Here is a 16,759-nt window from a genome sequence, read left to right as displayed (position 1 = left end):
GGCACCATGGGACGCATCGCTCCGCTTCAGGGAACGCGTTTGGCAAGATCATAGGCTGCGGCGCATCGCTGGCCGGATGCGCAATAAGCGAGGATCGGTCCCGACTGCCGGCTGATGATCGCTTTCAGCTCGCGCGCCTGATCAAAGGATATGGAGCCCGGGACTACCGGAAGATAATGCGCGTCGAGCCCGACCTCACGAGCTGAATTTGCAATTTCGTCAAAGGCCGGCTGAAAGAAGCCTTCTTTGTCCGGCCGCATGCAGACGACGGCCTTGAAGCCGAGTTCGGCAATCGCTTGCAGCTCCTGCGGCTTGATCTGTCCGGTGACATGGAAACTTGGATCGATGCTGCGAATGCTCATGAGAACTCCTTCTTGAGACGGCTGCCCACCGAAGTCGCCGCTTTACACATAACGTTTTTTATATATTTAAGATCTGTCGTAGGTGTCAACACTTGCCAGTGCCGATTTCTCATATATATTCGTATCTATGAAGATTGATCCTGAACAGATGAAGGCTGGTGCCGATATGGCCAGCGAACTCCTCAAGTCGCTATCCAATCGATATCGACTGCTGATCCTCTGCCGCCTTGCCGACGGCGAGCATTCCGTCGGTCAGCTTGCCGAATTCCTCGGGATCCGCGACAGCACCGTGTCGCAGCATCTGGCGTTGTTGCGCCGGGAAAAGATCATCATGGGACGGCGTGACGGTCAGACCATCTGGTACCGGATCGAGAGCGAACCGGCGCGCGCCATCATCGGCACTCTATACGACAGCTTCTGCAAAACATCCGACTGCGCCGCCTGACGCGGCAGCCGACACCGTCATCCATTCTGCGGATGACGGCTTGACACAAGCTTATCTAATATATACGTATCATCGTAGATATGTATCTTAAGGAGAAAAACATGTCGATCGATCGCGCCGTTCTCGTCTTTGCAGGGTTCATGATCCTGCTTTCCCTCCTACTGACATACTTCGTGCATCCAGGTTTCGTCTGGTTCACCGCTTTTATCGGCGTGAACATGATACAGTCGGCCTTCACCGGCTTCTGCCCGGCGGCCACGATTTTCCGCAAGCTGGGGCTTCGCCCCGGCACAGCATTCTAAGGAACAAGTCATGCCGAAATCCGCCTTCATCGCCCTGTTTGCGGCTGCGACAGCCATGGGACTGACCGTCAGCCATGCCGCTGATCTCAAACTCGAAGCCGTCGACATCACAGAGATGAAGGCGGTCTACGGCCAGATCCAGCCACGCAACAGCGTACTGGCCCGAGCAAGGCTGGGCGGCACCCTCGTCCAGCTGAATGTCACCGAAGGCGACATCGTCAAGGCTGGCGATGTGATCGCCGAGGTGAAGGACGACAAGATCGACTTCCAGATCAAGGCCGTCGATGCCCAGCTTCAGGGCCTGAACGCTTCTCTGCGGGATGCTCAGGTCGAACTGGATCGTGCTGACCGGCTGGTGCGCAGTGGCGCTACCAGCACCCAGCGCCTCGATCAGTTGAAGACCCAGCTGGACGTCATGACCAACCAGGTACGCCAGGCAGAAGCCCAGCGCTCCGTTCTAGTCCAGCAGGCGTCGGAAGGCGCAGTGCTCGCCCCCTCTGACGGGCGTATCATCGCCGTTCCCGTGACCAGCGATTCCGTCGTCATGGCAGGCGAGACGATTGCGACCATCGCTGGCGGCGGCTTCTTCCTGCGGCTCGCGATCCCCGAGCGTCATGCACAGGACCTGACACAGGGGGCGCCGATCCGCATCGAAGCGAGCGGCACGACGCTCGAAGGCGAACTCGTCAAGATCTATCCGCAGATCGAAGGCGGCCGGGTGACAGCCGATGTCGAGGTAGACGGACTCGATACCGATTTCGTCGCGGCAAGGGTTTTGGTGGAACTGCCGATCGGCAACCGCCGGGCACTCGTGGTGCCGGCAGCCTCCCTGTCGAACAGGTCAGGCGTCAACTTCGTCGCCGTGCGTGAAAACGATCAGGTCGTCGAGCGCGCCGTGGTCGCTGGCGAAACCCTGGAGATCGGCGGAGTGACACAGGTCGAAATACTCTCAGGCCTCGCGGCCGGCGATATCGTGGTGACAGAATGAGCACTCCCGTCGACAACTCACCCAATCCCGCAGGGCCGGATGACGACACGCCAATGACCAATCTGGGCATTGCCGGTCATTTGACACGCGCCTTCATCAAGTCGCCGCTAACACCACTCTTCCTGATCGCCGCCTTCGCCTTCGGTCTTGTGGCCCTGCTCTCGCTCCCGCGTGAGGAAGAGCCACAGATCTCCGTGCCCATGGTCGACATCATCGTCCAGGCCCCGGGCCTGCGCGCCGACGATGCGCAGAAGCTGATCACCGAGCCGCTGGAAACCATCGTCAAGAGCATCAACGGCGTCGAGCACATCTACTCCCAGTCCATGGACAACATGGTCATGGTCACCGCCCGCTTCCTGGTCGGCACCTCCGCGGATGCCGCGGTGCTGCGCGTCCACGACAAGGTGCGCGCCAACATCGACCGCATCCCCGTCGGCATCGCCGAGCCCAAGGTGGTCGGCCGTGGCATCGATGACGTTGCGATCGTCACCCTCACTTTCTCCCCGACGAAAGACGCGAGCGGCCATGTGGGCGCAAACGACCTGACCCGCATCGTCCGCGAAGTCCGCAACGAAGTCGCCAAGGTCGAGAATGTTGGCCTCACCTATGTCGTCGGCGAAACCAACGAGATCATCCGCATCTCGCCACAGCCGGAAAAGCTCGCCCTTTACGGCATCACGCTGCAGCAGCTTGCCGGCAAGGTCGGTGGCGCCAATACGGCGATGCCGGCCTCTCAGGTCCGCGAAAACGGTCGCCAGATCGATGTGATCGCCGGCGAAACCCTCGCTTCCCCCGCCGAGATCGGCAATCTCCTGCTGACGGCCCGCGATGGCAGGCCGGTCTACGTCCGCGATGTCGCGACCATCGACTTTGCCACAGACACCAGCGAAGCCCTCGTTTCCACCCTGCGCAAGGACGGCGATACCGTCGAACGCGTGCCCTCTGTCACACTTGCTATCGCCAAGCGCGCCGGCTCCAACGCGGTCGTCGTCGCCGAGGCGATCCTCGAGCGCGTCGAAGCTCTGGAAGGCAAGCTGATCCCAGAGGACATCCGTGTCGAGGTCACCCGTGACTACGGCGAAACCGCGAATGAAAAGGCGAACGAGCTCCTCTATCACCTCGGCCTCGCGACCGTTTCGATCATCGCGCTGGTCTGGCTGGCAATCGGCAGACGCGAAGCGCTGGTCGTGGCGATCGTCATTCCCGTGACGATCCTGCTCACCCTCTTCGCTTCCTGGCTGATGGGCTACACGCTAAATCGGGTGTCGCTCTTCGCGCTCATCTTCTCCATCGGCATTCTCGTCGACGACGCCATCGTCGTTATCGAGAATATCGCCCGCCACTGGGGCATGGGCGACAAGCGCTCGCGCCAGCGCAGCGCCATCGAGGCGGTAGCCGAGGTCGGCAATCCGACGATCGTCGCGACACTGACCGTCGTCGCCGCCCTCCTGCCGATGCTCTTCGTCTCCGGCATGATGGGCCCCTATATGAGCCCGATCCCGGCCAATGCCTCGGCCGCGATGATCTTCTCCTTCTTCGTCGCCGTCATGGTCACCCCGTGGCTGATGCTGAAGGTCGCCGGCAACGCACCCGTGCACGCCCATGCCGATCACGAGACCGGCGGCATACTGGGCCGGATGTACGCGGCAACCGCCCGCCCCATACTTGCAACAAAGACCCGCAGCTGGGTCTTCCTGATCCTCGTCGGCGTACTGACACTCGGATCGCTGAGCCTCTTCTACACCAAGCATGTCACGGTGAAGCTGCTTCCCTTCGACAACAAGTCGGAGCTGCAGGTCACCATCGATCTGCCGGAAGGCTCATCCGTCGAGGCGACCGATGCCGTAGCCCAGGCCGTGGGGCGCACCGTGCTCGATATGCCGGAAGTGGTCTCCGTCCAAACGCATGCCGGAACAGCAGCCCCCTTCAACTTCAACGGTCTTGTCCGCCACGCCTATATGCGCGCCGCTTCCTATCAGGGTGACGTGGCCATCAACCTGACGCCCAAGGCGGAGCGTGATCGCACGAGCCACGACATTGCGCTTGATATCCGCCGGAAGATTTCGGGCATTGCCATGCCCGAGGGCACCAGCCTCAAGGTCGTCGAGCCACCGCCGGGACCGCCGGTCATGGCAACCCTGCTCGCCGAGATCTATGGCCCAACGCCTGAGATCCGCCGCGCCGTGGCCGAAAAGGTCGAGGCAGCCTTCCGCTCGGTGCCCTTCATCGTCGACGTCGACAACTCCTATGGCGTGGAAGCACCGCGCAAGCGGCTGGTCATCTCGACCGACGACGCGGAATTCTACCGTGTCGAGGAAGGCGATGTCTTCGACACCATCGCGATCCTCGCGAACGGCAAGACCATCGGCTACTCGCATCGCGGCGAAGGCCGTCCGCCGATCCCGATCCGGCTGGAACGCGCCAAGAGTGAGAAGGTGATCGACGAGCGTTTCCTCTCGACGCCGATGCCGGCCAATGTCCTGCCCGGCGACAAGGGTGTCGTCGAACTCGACGACGTCGTGCGCGTCATCGACGAAAAGACCACGCTGCCGATCTTCCGTCACAACGGCATCAATGCCGAGATGGTGACGGCAGAACTCGCCGGCGACTTCGAGGCCCCCCTCTACGGCATGCTCGCCGTGCAGAAAGCGATCGACGCGCAGGACTGGACGGGGCTTCCCAAGCCGGTGATCTCCCTCAACGGCCAGCCGACCAACGAAGATCAGGCAACGCTTCTCTGGGATGGCGAATGGGAAGTCACCTGGGTGACCTTCCGCGACATGGGCGCCGCCTTCATGATCGCGCTCCTCGGCATCTACATCCTCGTCGTCGCCCAGTTCGGTTCGTTCAAGGTGCCGCTGGTGATCCTCACACCCGTGCCGCTGACCTTCATCGGTATCCTGGGAGGCCACTGGCTCTTCGGCGCGCCCTTCTCCGCCACCTCGATGATCGGCTTCATCGCGCTTGCCGGCATCATCGTCCGCAACTCGATCCTGCTGGTGGATTTCATCCGCCACGCCGATCACACCGGGAAAACGCTGACCGATGTTCTGATCGAAGCCGGGTCGATCCGTTTCAAGCCGATCCTCCTGACCGCGCTTGCCGCGATCATCGGTGCGGCCGTTATCCTGACCGACCCCATCTTCCAGGGGCTGGCGATCTCGCTGCTCTTCGGCCTGATCTCGTCGACCCTGCTGACGGTACTGGTGATCCCCGCAATCTATCGGGTGCTACGCACCTGAAAGAACTGACCTGAGGATTAATGGCCGCGCCGCAAGCGCGGCCATTTTTATTTGGACAGAAGATTCTCAGCACACCCCCTTCAAAGCGACATTAAAAAGTGTAAACTAAATTTTACACTCAAGCTGAGGCGGGACCCATGGCCCAACCGTTCCCATTCGCCGCCATCGTCGCCCAGGAGGACATGAAGAAGGCCCTCCTGATGGCGGCCGTCGAGCCTCTGCTCGGCGGCGTGCTGATCTTCGGCGATCGCGGCACGGGAAAATCCACGGCAGTCCGCGCCCTGACGGAGCTGCTGCCACCGATCGAAACGCGCGACAGTTGCCGCTACAACTGCCTTCCGGCAGAGCCGCAATCCGCCTGCACCGTCTGCAATCCCTCGAGCGGCCTGAAGCCACCTGCTATCGTCAAGCACCGCGCACCGATGATCGATCTACCTCTCGGCGCGACGGAAGATCGTGTCTGCGGCTCGCTCGACATCGAAAAGGCGTTGGTCGCCGGGGAGAAGCACTTCGAGCCCGGGCTCCTGGCCGCCGCCAACCGCGGCTTCCTCTACATTGATGAGATCAACCTGCTGGAGGATCATCTGGTCGACCTCCTCCTCGATGCAGCAGCCTCTGGCGTCAACGTCGTGGAGCGCGAAGGCCTGAGCATCCGTCACGCGGCACGCTTCGTCCTTGTGGGCAGCGGCAATCCGGAAGAGGGAGATCTCAGACCGCAATTGCTCGATCGCTTCGGTCTTTCCGTCGACGTGCGCACCATCGACGATCTCGACCAACGCATCGAGGTGATCCGTCGTCGTGATACCTACGAGACGGATCCGCGCGGTTTCATCAAGCTCTGGTCCAAGCGGGACGCGACGATCGGTCGCCGGGTGATCGCCGCACGAAAAATTCTCCGTCAGGTGGAGATCCCTGATCATGTGGTGAGGCGCATGTCGCAGCTCTGTTTGCGTCTCGGGATCGACGGCATGCGCGGCGAACTGACCCTGATGCGCGCAAGTCGCGCCGCGGCCGCCCTTTCGGCGCGCCTGCTGGTCACCTGGGACGATGTCGCGGATATCGCTCCCATGGTGCTTTGCCACCGTCTGCGCCGCGACCCGCTCGACGATGCCGGTTCTGCCCCCCGCATTGAGCGCGCTCTGGCGTCGATCGATGACACCGGCAAAGACCGTCACGCCCATGGCTGAACTCGGCCCCCACGACGCCTATGATAAAGCCCTTGATGACAGGGGCGCGGAACTCTGGGCGGATGCGCAACTGGCGATCGAGCTACTCGGCTTGGGAGGCGCAAGCCTCGGCGGCGTCTGGCTCAAGGCCCGGTCGGGCGGTGTACGCGATCACGTCATTTCCCGGCTCCAGGAACGCCTCGGGATCGGATTTGTACGCCTGCCACCCGGCACATCTGCGGCCAATCTCTCAGGCGGCGTCGATCTCGCGGCAACTGCTGCGACAGGAAGCCTCGTCCGACAACAGGGTCTTCTGGCCCGGGCCGAAGGTGGTGGGCTGATGATACCCATGGCGGAGCGCCTCGATCCGTCGCTCGCGGCTATGGTCGCCCGCGCAATGGATCAACCTCGAGAGAGCGGCTTTTTGCTGGTCGCCCTCGACGAATCCCTCGATGATGAAGCCCCGCTTTCCAGCGGACTGGCCGATCACCTCGCGCTGCGCATCGATCTCGACGGCATCGGCTGGTATCACGTGAGCACCCTGGAGTCAGAGCCGGCACGACCGTGGAACTCGCTGACCAATTGGCAGGATGTGACGATCAATGATCGACTGCTGAAAGGCCTTGCCACCCTCTCGCAGATGGCCGGTCACGGCTCGACACGCATACTGGCGCATCTCGCACGCACGGCACGACTTCTGGCGTGTCGCGAAGACCGTACGGCAGTTGAGGAGCGCGACGCGCTGACAGCCCTTCGCCTGTGCCTTGGTCTGCGACTGACGCCTCAGGCTGAGGCGCCCGCCGAGCAGCCGGAGGACCCATCGACAGATGCTCCTCCGAAACACGACGAAGAACCGATAGGCCCCTCGGCTTCGACGGACCCGGCCGATCAGGATCAAGACAGCAATGCCGACAAGCCGACACAGCTCGACGCGCTGACGGAAATGCTGGCGGCCATCAAGGCAGGTGCACTATCGGCAGATCCCTGGCTCACCATCGCCCAGCGCCCCAGCCGCAATGCGGGCGGGGCGGGTAAATCTGGTGACCTGCACAAGAACACCCGGCGGGGCCGGCCTTTCGGCATCGGACTGGCGCCGCCCCATGCGGAGGCTAGGCCCGACATCATTGCGACCCTGCGCGCGGCAGCACCCTTCCAGCGTATCCGGGCGGCCCAGCGTCAGGCTCTGGGTCTGGCTAACCGTGTTCCTTCGACAGGAGCCACGGCGCCGCGCGCCTATGTCAGCCGCGATGACTTCCGGTATCTGCGGCTGCGCCATGCAGCCCCCTCGACGGCAATCTTTGTCGTCGACGCCTCGGGTTCCACCGCACTGGAACGCCTCGGCGAAACCAAGGGCGCGATCGAACAGCTGCTGGCGCGATGCTATGTCCGCCGCGACGAAGTGGCTTTGATCGCCTTCAGGGGCACGGGCGCCGAGCTGCTTCTGCCACCGACCCGCTCGCTCACCGCCGCGAAACGCAAACTCGCCGCCCTTCTCGGCGGCGGGCCAACGCCGCTTGCCGCGGGGCTGAAAGCCGGCCTTGAGCTCGCGCTCTCCGTCGAGCGGCGCGGCAGCAGCCCTGTGCTTGTCCTGCTGACCGATGGGAGCGGCAACATCGCCCTCGATGGCACCCCTGATCGGGCCCTGGCCGCCGAAGAACTCTCGCGTCTTGCCCGAAACTGCAAATCCAGGGACTTGAAGACAATCTGCATCGATATTGCACGCCGCCCGCGCGAAAGCGTGACCACTCTTGCGAGCATGCTCGGCGCCGACTTGCACATCTTGCGAAAAGCCGATGCCGGTCATGTGTCGCAGCTCGTGGACCGTTCGATGCAGGAGGCGCGTGTATGACACTCGGGCGCGATCGACTGAACTGGGAAACGGACGGCCGCAACTGGCCGAACCGCAGCGCAAGCCAGTTCGTGAAGACCAATGCCTGTGACTGGCATGTCCAGATTGCGGGGCCGGACACCGCACCCATGATCCTGCTGCTGCACGGGACGGGTGCATCCTCCCATTCCTGGCGGCATCTGTTGCCGCTACTCAGCGCGCGCTTTCGCGTCGTGGCGCCCGACCTTCCCGGCCACGGCTTCACCCGGCCGCGCGGACCAACAGACCTCTCGCTTCCCGGGATGGTGCGGGCATTGACGGAACTGGTCTCTCGACTGGATCGCTGCCCCGCCGTCATTCTCGGACATTCGGCCGGTGCGGCCATCGCCGTCACACTGGCGGCCAGTAAGGCCTCCGCCGTACCGCGCCATGTCATCGGCATCAACGGCGCCTACCTGCCGATCCGTGGCAACGCACTGTTTTCGCCGCTGGCCAAGGCGCTCTTCGCCAACCCCTTTTCCGCCTCGATGTTTTCCCTGATGTCACGGGCGACCCCGCTCGGCGGCAATCTGCTGACCGCGACCGGCTCACCGATCGATGAGGAAGGGCGCGCACTCTACCGCATGCTGCTGGCCTCCCCCGCCCATGTTCGAGGCGCTCTCGGCATGATGGCCGCCTGGGACCTGTCCCGTTTCGACGCCACCTTGCAGCGCCTGCCCTTCCCAATGACGCTGATTGCCGCCAAGGACGACCCCATGGTACCGATCGAAAACTCCAGTCACGCAGCGCGACAGGCTCCTGGGAGCCGGCTCGTGCTGACCGACACGGGCGGACACCTTCTGCATGAATGCCGGCCCGCCGACGTCGTGCGGTGGCTGGACGAGGCCATCGGAAACCAGCGACCGAACGGAGCGGATGCAGCATGAATGTCGCCGGCCGCTTTCCCAGACATAAGCCCAAACCGGTCGACAACAGACCGCATGCGATCGTGATCGGTGCTGGCGTGGGAGGTCTCGCGACCGGTGCCCTGCTCGGCGCCAAAGGCTATCGCGTCACGATTATAGATCCGCTGGACGAACCCGGTGGACGGGCCTATGCCCATCGCCAGGACGGTTTCACCTTCGACGCCGGGCCGACCATCATCACCGCCCCATGGCTTTTCGAAAAGCTGTGGCATGACTGCGGCGGTCGCCTGAGTGACGATGTCGAACTCCGGCCAAACACCCCCTTTTACCGGGTGCGCTTCGACGACGGTACGGTCTTCGACTATTCCGGCGACCGCGCGGCGATGGAAGCACAGATCGCGAGGATCGACCCCAGGGATGTCGCTGGTTATCGCAGCTTTCTCGACGAGAGCCGGCGGATCTATGAAGTCGCCTTCGAGCAACTGGCGCACAAACCCTTCCACAGCCTGCTGTTCACGGCAAAGACGCTTGCCGGTCTGGTGCGCCTGGGCGGCTATCGCTCCGTCTATTCGGTCGTCTCGAAGCATTTCAAGAGCGACAAGCTGCGCACCCTCTTCTCCTTCCATCCGCTGCTGATCGGCGGCAATCCCTTCTCGGCCACCTCTTTCTACTGCCTGATCGCCCATCTCGAGGGCAAATACGGCGTGCACCATGCAATCGGCGGCACGAACGCGCTGGTGCGCGGCATCGCCTCGCTTGTCACCCGCAACGGCGGACGCATCCGGCTGAACGAGACGGTCACTGACATCGAAACGGAGGGACGTCGGGCAACGGCCGTGCGGCTGGCCTCCGGCGAGCGGATCGCTGCCGATATCATCGTTTCGAACGCCGATCCCGCCACCACCTATGGCAAGCTCCTAAAGCACCATCCCCGGAAACGCTGGACCGATGCCAAGCTCAAACGTGGCGACTATTCGATGAGCCTCTTCGTCTGGTACTTCGGCACGAACCGCCGCTATGACGATGTCCTGCATCACACGATGCTCTTCGGCCCGCGTTATCGCGGACTTCTCGACGACATCTTCCGGAACCACCGCCTCGCAGACGATTTCAGCCTCTACCTGCATCGACCGACGGCCAGCGATCCCTCGCTGGCTCCGCCCGGCGGCGATGCCTTCTACGTCTTGAGCCCGGTGCCAAACCTCGAAAGCGGGACCGACTGGAACGAGGCAGCAGAAATCTACCGGCGCAAGATCGAAAAACGGCTCGAGGAAACCATGCTGCCCGGTCTTTCAGAGAGCATCGTCTCCTCGCGAATTGCGACCCCGCTCGACTTCCGGGACAGACTTCTTTCGTGGCAGGGGGCCGCCTTTGCACTCGAACCCAAGCTCCTCCAGAGCGCCTGGTTCCGACCGCACAACAGAAGCGAGGAACTCGACAATCTCTTCCTTTGCGGTGCCGGCACGCATCCCGGTGCAGGCCTGCCCGGCGTCGTGTCGTCGGCGCGCATCGTCGCCGATCTGGTGCCGGATCCGGCAACCCTGCCAGCCGGCACTTGGGAAGGTAGCGGAAGAGGATCTGCACAATGACAGACACACACCCGTCCCACTCCGAAGCCTATCTGGCCCGTCCGACGATCCGTCGGCCAATCCTCTTGAACTATGGCTTTTCCGGAGACTTCGAGGATCAAAGAGCCTGTTCGGCCGCCATTCGTCGGGGGTCGAAATCCTTTCACCTCGCCTCTCTGCTTTTGCCGGGACCGACTCGCGAGGCCGCGCGCGCGCTCTATGCCTTCTGTCGGCATTCCGACGACCTGATCGATGATCCACGCAGCGGCATGCCAGCCCTCCAGCGCCTGCGCGAGCGGCTGGACCTGATCTATGCCGGGGCACCGGCACCCTTTGCCTGCGACCGCGCCTTCGCACGGGTGGTGCACGACCATGCCATCGCCAAGCCGGTGGTCGAAGCCCTGCTCGACGGCTTTGCCATGGATCTGGACGGGCGGCGCCACGCGACCATCGACGACGTGAAAGCCTATGCGACCTGTGTTGCTGCAAGCGTCGGGCTGATGATGGCATCGGTGATGGGCGTCAGCGACAGGGCTGCGCTTTCCCGCGCGGCCGACCTCGGGATCGCTATGCAACTGACCAACATCGCCCGCGATGTCGGGGAAGACGCCCGAAACGGCAGGCTCTATCTGCCGCTCGACTGGCTGGATGAACAGGGTGTCGACGTCGCGGCCTTCCTGCATAATCCGCAATTCACCCCCGCGCTCGGTCTGGTGGTAAGGCGGCTGCTCGACGAGGCTGCCCGCCACTACCGGCTCGGCCATGCCGGCATCCGCAGCCTGCCGAAACCCTGTCGTCATGCGATCCGCACTGCCGCCTTGGTTTATGAGGCGATCGGCCAGGGCATTGCAGCCAATGGCTATGACAGCGTCAACCATCGCGCGACAACGGGACTCAGCACCAAGCTTGGCCTCCTGATCAAGGCACGCTCCGACGATAGCCGCTGGACGGCGACGGCCGTGCGCGATCTCCATGCCGGGACGGAACCTGTCGCACGATCGCTGGTGACACTCAGCGGCATCTTGCGGGAGAGTGCCCCGACGCAACGCCCCGACACGCCACCATCTGATGGGGAGACGGCCGTGGGACGGGTAACCGACATTCTGCTGAGGCTTCATGCCGACGCACGTATTGAGACGCTTAGACGCCGAGACGCGGCGCGGGAAAAGGCGGCGAGCCTTGCTTGAGCATTATTTCGGCATCATCGAAGCCATCTTCGTCTTCAGCCTGGCGATCGCCTTCTATGTCTGGCAGATGCGCGATCTGAAAAAAGCGAAGCGCGAGGCGGAAGCCCGCGAGCGGCAAGCGAGCCAGCCTCTTACGGACGAGCCGAAAACCGACTAGGCGCGGCGCGGCATGCGAAACGGAAGCATCAGCCTGACGACCGGATTTGCCAGTCGGCGACAATCGAGCGTCTCCTGCATCATCTCGACCGGATCCCCGGCAATCACCGTTTCGACCAGCGAGCGCCGGTAAAACGGCGTGTCTTCGAGCACGTTTTTCAAGACGGGATTTGCGCCACCATCGCAGGCAATTCCGCCGCCGACGCCCCAAAACCCGCGCTTCAGCAGTTTACGGGGCGGGGGATCGAAGTCGGATATCGCACCGTGACGACCACAGATGAGCCCGAAGCGGCTGTTTGTCCCGTCGGCAAGCACGGAATCGTAGAGGATCACCGTACGGCCATCGCCCGTATTGCCCCTGGCCCAGTCCCAGCCGGAAAAATCCGTCTCAAGCGGACGGGCGCCATGGTTCATGTCGTGATAGCCCGTCCCCGTCCATCCACCATCGGGCAGCGCCTCGCAGGCCACGGTGACCCGCCCATTGGGGGCGACTGGCTGCCAGGCATGAAGCCCGGCGCGATCGAGACCATAGGCCCGCGCACCAAGAAAATCCGGCACTAGCCGGATTTCGCCCCGCATGCGTTTTGGCAGCAAACGCTGGCCGGGCCAGGGCAGGAAAATTTCGTTGAAGCTGATCACGAAGCCCGAACCATCGTATCGGAACGAACTATTGCCGATCGCCAGGGAGTGCTTGTCGCGACTGAGCCGGGCCTTGCCACGCTCGGTCATCGCCCAGGCGTGACCCTGCGGCCCGTAGAGCGCGACATTGAAGGCAATATGATTTTCCGGATCATGCCGGCCGGACCAGTGATAGTAGGGCGAAAACACGGAGCCGATGAAGGCGATCACCGTGAAGGCGAACTGTCCGCAGTCACTCGTTCCGTCTGCATACCACCAGTGATAGCCGCCGGGCGCGACCGCCTGGTCAAAGGCCGGTCCGCCATCAACCGTTCGGCCGCGAGCTTGCCGGAAAGCGCCGCCATCGGCAGCCCCGGCCCCGGATGTACGCTGCCCCCCGCCAGATAAAGCCCCGGCAGCGGCCCCTCCGATCCCGGCCGGGCGAAGGATGCCATCCACCCGTGCGAGGCCATCCCGTATAGCGCTCCCCCAGTTCCCGGATAGAGGCTCGCAAAGCGATCCGGAGTCGTGATGTTCGCCGTAGCCTGTGGGTTCGAGAGCGTCAGACCGTTCAGTGACAGTCGCCGTTCCATGCTCTTCAGACATGCATTGACCTCGCTTTCATCGAACCGGTGACGATCTCCATCCGCCGGGAGGTTCATCAGGGCATAGATGCGCTCCGGCTCGACACCGCCGGCCTTTAGGCGACCGGTCGCATCGCGGTCCTGAGCGCAGAGATAGACGGTCGGATCGGAAGGTGCCTCGCGCCGTTTAAAGATCGCCTCGAACTCGCGCTCGTAGTCGTCGGAAAAGAACACCGTATGATGCGCAATCTCGACACCTTTAGGCTCGGCAACGCTGCATGACACAAGGGCTGACAGAGACCGTTGTGCCCGACTGCGAGCCGGGTCCGGAGGCGAGGCGCCGATCAGCCGGGGCAGCGCGGCGACATCTCCGTTGTAGACGATCTGCCGGGCATCCACCCGTCGGCCAGTTCGCGTGACCACACCGGACACGGCCCGACGCGAGGGATCGATGAGGATCTCGCTGACGGGATCGCCATAGCGAAACTCGACGCCGAGCTCGACAGCCAGCGCTTCGAGACGCATGGCAAGCGCCCTGATCCCGCCCTCGACGGTCCAGACACCCTCCTGCTCGACATGCGCAACCAGCATCAGCGTTGCCGGAGACAGGAAGGGCGAAGAGCCGCAATAGGTGGCGTAACGACCGAAAAGCTGGCGAAGGCGCACATCGGAAAAATAGCTGCCAAGCGCCGACCAGAGCGTCGAGAACGGCTTGATCGCGAGCAGATCAGACGGCCGACCGAGCCCGATGCGACGAGACAGGGAAACCGGATTGGGTCTGGTAGCGTCGATGAAACTGTCTTTCAACACCTCAAACGTCCGCCGGCTGTCGGCCGCGAAGCGCCGGTATCCCTCTGCCTCGCGCCGTCCGGCAAAGTCTCCGATCGCCCTGATCGTTTCGTCATGGTCTGCATGCAGATCAAGACAGACCCCGCCCCGCCAGTAATGGCGCGCGATCACGCTCGATGGGACCAGCCTGAGTTCGTCTTCAATTCTGCGTCCCGCAGCGGCAAAGAGTGCCTCGAAGACCCATTTCATCGTCAGCACCGTCGGCCCGGCATCGAAGCCTCGGCCAGCCGCTTCGACGCGACGCATCTTGCCGCCGGCCTCGGCCTGCGCCTCGCAGACAACGACGCGATATCCGGCCGCAGCCAATCGAATGGCAGCCGAGAGCCCCGCCATGCCGGCACCGATCACCAGCACGGTATCGTCTGTCGAAACAGGCACCTTCGTCTCCTGTGACCAGTTGACTTACGGACTTAATGTGTCAATCTTGATTTACACATTATTGAGTTGCGCAAATTTTACAACAGCGCATTCTCCGGAGGTCAACCCAATGGATTTCCCCGAGCGCATCGAAACTGGCATGCAGCGCGCCCTGCGTTACGCGACCGCCAATGGATGCCCACCCATCCTGGCAAAAGCCCTTCGGCATGCGGTGTTTCCCGGAGGTGCGCGTATCAGGCCTCGGCTCTGCCTTGCGGTCGCGGCCGCCTGCGGTGACCGTGAGCCGAATGCCGCCGATAGTGCTGCCGTGGCCATCGAACTCCTGCATTGCGCATCCCTCGTGCATGATGACATGCCATGCTTCGACAATGCGCTGACGCGTCGTGGGGCGCCGAGCGTACATGCCCAATTCGGTGAAGAGATCGCACTTCTTGTCGGCGACGGCCTGATCATCGCAGCTTTCGAGACGGTCGCCCGGGAAACACAGCAGACACCGCTTCTGACCGCACCAATGATCGCCACCATCGCCAATGCTGTGGGCAGCCCCTATGGCCTCGTGGCCGGCCAGGCCTGGGAAAGCGAACCCGAAATCAACATCACCGCTTATCATCGCGCCAAGACCGCCTCGCTGTTCAGCGGCGCCGTGTCGACCGGCGCGATCGCCTCGGGCGGCAATCCGAGGGAATGGCTGGTGCTGGCAGATGCACTGGGTGCCGCCTATCAGGTGGCAGACGATCTCTATGACGCTGTGGGCCAATCCGATGCGGGCAAGCCGGCCGGACAGGACAGCCGCAATGGCAAGCCGAACATCGTCGCCAGCATCGGCCTCGAAGCGGCGCTGGTTCGTCTGAAGCGTCTCGTCACCGAGGCGGTCGAGAGCGTGCCAGACTGCCCCGGTGCGGAAGCTTTCCGCGCGATGATCCGTAACGAAGCGACACGGCTGATGCCGAAAACGCTCGCCACCAGCGCGGCGTAAGACCATGGATACCGGAGGCGGAAGAGGCTTCGATGCCAGCCCGCCGATCCGCACCAGCGAGGCGCGAGGGGAGCCTCGACAAAGCCTCCTGCAGTCGGTGGCGATCGGTCTTCGTCTCTGGCGAAGCCGCCAAATCGCCTCGCCCCGCTTCCGCGCGTTCGTTTCGCGGATGCCGCTGCTGCGGCAGATCGCCAACCGCAAGGCCAATCATCTGTTTCGCCTGACAACAGGCTTCGTCCACACCCAGATCCTGTCTGCCTGTGTGGGTGTCGGGATCTTCGAGGCCCTGGACGGCGAGGCATTGTCCACGAATGCAATTGCTGCCCGCTGCGGCATGCCGTCGGACGCCATGCGGCGTCTGCTTGAGCAGGCAAGACGGCTCGATCTCGTCGTCAGCCTCGCCCCTGATCTCTGGCTGCTTTCGGATGCCGGCACGGTGCTCGCCGCCGATCGCGGTCTGCGGGAGATGATCCGGCATCATGACATGTTGTACCGTGATCTCGCCGATGCGCCCGCCTTTTGGCGTGGCGATCACAGCGACACGGAACTGCGCCGCTACTGGGCTTATGTGAGGGGCGGCGACCCCGCCAGCATCGGCAACGAGGAGGCTGCGCCCTACTCCGCCCTGATGCGCGAGAGCCAGACGATGCTGGCCGACTGCCTCCTGGTATCCCATGACTTCGGCCAATACCGATCCGTCCTCGATGTCGGCGGCGGCGAAGGCGCATTCCTCGCAGCCATTGGCGCGCGGCATCCCGCGACACGGCTCGCGCTGTTCGATCTGCCCGCGGTCACACAGCTTGCAACCCGCCACCTGCAGGAGCGCGGTCTTTTGACCCGCAGTAGACTGCACCCCGGTGATTTCACGCGCGATCCCATTCCGGCCGACCAGGACTGCGTAACGCTGGTCCGGATTCTCTGCGATCACGATGACGACCGCGTCCTGAAGATCCTTGCCAACCTGCACCGGCATCTCGCACCCGGCACCCATCTCCTGGTCGCGGAAGCCATGGCCGGCAATACGGACGGCCCCAACCTCGCAGCCATCTATTTCACCAGCTATTTCACCGCCATGGGATCCGGCCGCTGCCGGACCGCCAGTGAAATCATCGCACTCTTGGCCCGTAGCGGCTTCGCCGGCGCGAAGGTTGCCACCACAACAAATCCCCTCCTGGCAGGCCTTGTGATCGCCAAGCGCTGATTGT

The 16,759-nt window shown here is 63.2% G+C and carries 15 protein-coding genes; 12 read left to right on the top strand and 3 right to left on the bottom strand.

The window, feature by feature from the left end:
- Positions 1 to 26 precede the first annotated feature (26 nt).
- The gene (locus SJY08_RS01180) at positions 27 to 362 is read right to left on the bottom strand and encodes a TIGR01244 family sulfur transferase (protein ID WP_054147831.1); all 336 of its coding nucleotides are present in this window, start codon (positions 360 to 362) and stop codon (positions 27 to 29) included.
- Between the two features lie 127 nt (positions 363 to 489).
- Here SJY08_RS01180 and SJY08_RS01175 point away from each other — a divergent pair, with 127 nt between their 5' ends.
- The 10 genes from SJY08_RS01175 (at position 490) to SJY08_RS01130 (ending at position 12,150) form a co-directional block, all read left to right on the top strand.
- Entirely contained in the window at positions 490 to 807 is a 318-nt protein-coding gene (locus SJY08_RS01175) for a metalloregulator ArsR/SmtB family transcription factor (protein ID WP_006724804.1), read from the top strand.
- Between the two features lie 101 nt (positions 808 to 908).
- Entirely contained in the window at positions 909 to 1,109 is a 201-nt protein-coding gene (locus SJY08_RS01170; protein WP_006724805.1) for a DUF2892 domain-containing protein, read from the top strand.
- Positions 1,110 to 1,119: 10 nt separating this feature from the next.
- Positions 1,120 to 2,097 carry an efflux RND transporter periplasmic adaptor subunit gene (locus SJY08_RS01165; RefSeq protein ID WP_082347543.1) on the top strand — a complete coding sequence of 326 codons (978 nt, stop codon included), beginning with the start codon at positions 1,120 to 1,122 and terminating at the stop codon, positions 2,095 to 2,097.
- 53 nt (positions 2,098 to 2,150) lie between these two features.
- On the top strand, positions 2,151 to 5,339 hold the full coding sequence (locus tag SJY08_RS01160; protein ID WP_377278433.1) for an efflux RND transporter permease subunit: 3,189 nt from the start codon (positions 2,151 to 2,153) through the stop codon (positions 5,337 to 5,339).
- Positions 5,340 to 5,476: 137 nt separating this feature from the next.
- Positions 5,477 to 6,526 (top strand): magnesium chelatase ATPase subunit I, encoded by a 1,050-nt coding sequence (bchI, locus tag SJY08_RS01155; RefSeq protein ID WP_377274299.1) that lies wholly within the window; start codon positions 5,477 to 5,479, stop codon positions 6,524 to 6,526.
- Positions 6,492 to 8,354, top strand: coding sequence for a VWA domain-containing protein (locus SJY08_RS01150; RefSeq protein ID WP_377274297.1), 1,863 nt, complete (start codon positions 6,492 to 6,494; stop codon positions 8,352 to 8,354). Before bchI ends, SJY08_RS01150 begins: the two co-directional genes overlap by 35 nt.
- On the top strand, positions 8,351 to 9,259 hold the full coding sequence (gene bchO, locus SJY08_RS01145; RefSeq protein ID WP_377274295.1) for an alpha/beta fold hydrolase BchO: 909 nt from the start codon (positions 8,351 to 8,353) through the stop codon (positions 9,257 to 9,259). The genes SJY08_RS01150 and bchO overlap by 4 nt, the downstream gene beginning before the upstream one ends.
- Positions 9,256 to 10,827, top strand: a complete 1,572-nt coding sequence (locus SJY08_RS01140) for a phytoene desaturase (protein WP_377274293.1) — start codon at positions 9,256 to 9,258, stop codon at positions 10,825 to 10,827. Before bchO ends, SJY08_RS01140 begins: the two co-directional genes overlap by 4 nt.
- A complete protein-coding gene (locus SJY08_RS01135; RefSeq protein ID WP_377274291.1) occupies positions 10,824 to 11,993 on the top strand; it encodes a phytoene/squalene synthase family protein in 1,170 nt (389 codons plus the stop codon). The genes SJY08_RS01140 and SJY08_RS01135 overlap by 4 nt, the downstream gene beginning before the upstream one ends.
- Positions 11,986 to 12,150 carry a hypothetical protein gene (locus SJY08_RS01130; RefSeq protein ID WP_153762894.1) on the top strand — a complete coding sequence of 55 codons (165 nt, stop codon included), beginning with the start codon at positions 11,986 to 11,988 and terminating at the stop codon, positions 12,148 to 12,150. The genes SJY08_RS01135 and SJY08_RS01130 overlap by 8 nt, the downstream gene beginning before the upstream one ends.
- On the opposite strand, the gene SJY08_RS01125 is transcribed toward SJY08_RS01130, so the two are convergent.
- Together SJY08_RS01125 and crtD are read right to left on the bottom strand one after the other, a co-directional pair.
- Entirely contained in the window at positions 12,147 to 12,998 is an 852-nt protein-coding gene (locus SJY08_RS01125; protein WP_377274289.1) for a carotenoid 1,2-hydratase, read from the bottom strand. The genes SJY08_RS01130 and SJY08_RS01125 overlap by 4 nt on opposite strands.
- A complete protein-coding gene (crtD, locus tag SJY08_RS01120) occupies positions 12,995 to 14,578 on the bottom strand; it encodes a 1-hydroxycarotenoid 3,4-desaturase CrtD (RefSeq protein WP_377274287.1) in 1,584 nt (527 codons plus the stop codon). Before crtD ends, SJY08_RS01125 begins: the two co-directional genes overlap by 4 nt.
- 109 nt (positions 14,579 to 14,687) lie before the next feature.
- Here crtD and SJY08_RS01115 point away from each other — a divergent pair, with 109 nt between their 5' ends.
- Both SJY08_RS01115 and SJY08_RS01110 read left to right on the top strand, forming a co-directional pair.
- A complete protein-coding gene (locus SJY08_RS01115; protein WP_054147823.1) occupies positions 14,688 to 15,554 on the top strand; it encodes a polyprenyl synthetase family protein in 867 nt (288 codons plus the stop codon).
- A gap of 4 nt (positions 15,555 to 15,558) precedes the next feature.
- On the top strand, positions 15,559 to 16,755 hold the full coding sequence (locus tag SJY08_RS01110; RefSeq protein ID WP_377274284.1) for a methyltransferase: 1,197 nt from the start codon (positions 15,559 to 15,561) through the stop codon (positions 16,753 to 16,755).
- Positions 16,756 to 16,759 lie beyond the last annotated feature (4 nt).

Origin of the sequence: Rhizobium sp. R86522, from assembly GCF_042466255.1 — a bacterium.
In the GTDB taxonomy this organism is placed as follows: domain Bacteria; phylum Pseudomonadota; class Alphaproteobacteria; order Rhizobiales; family Rhizobiaceae; genus Allorhizobium.
This window is presented reverse-complemented; position numbering and strand designations above follow the sequence as displayed.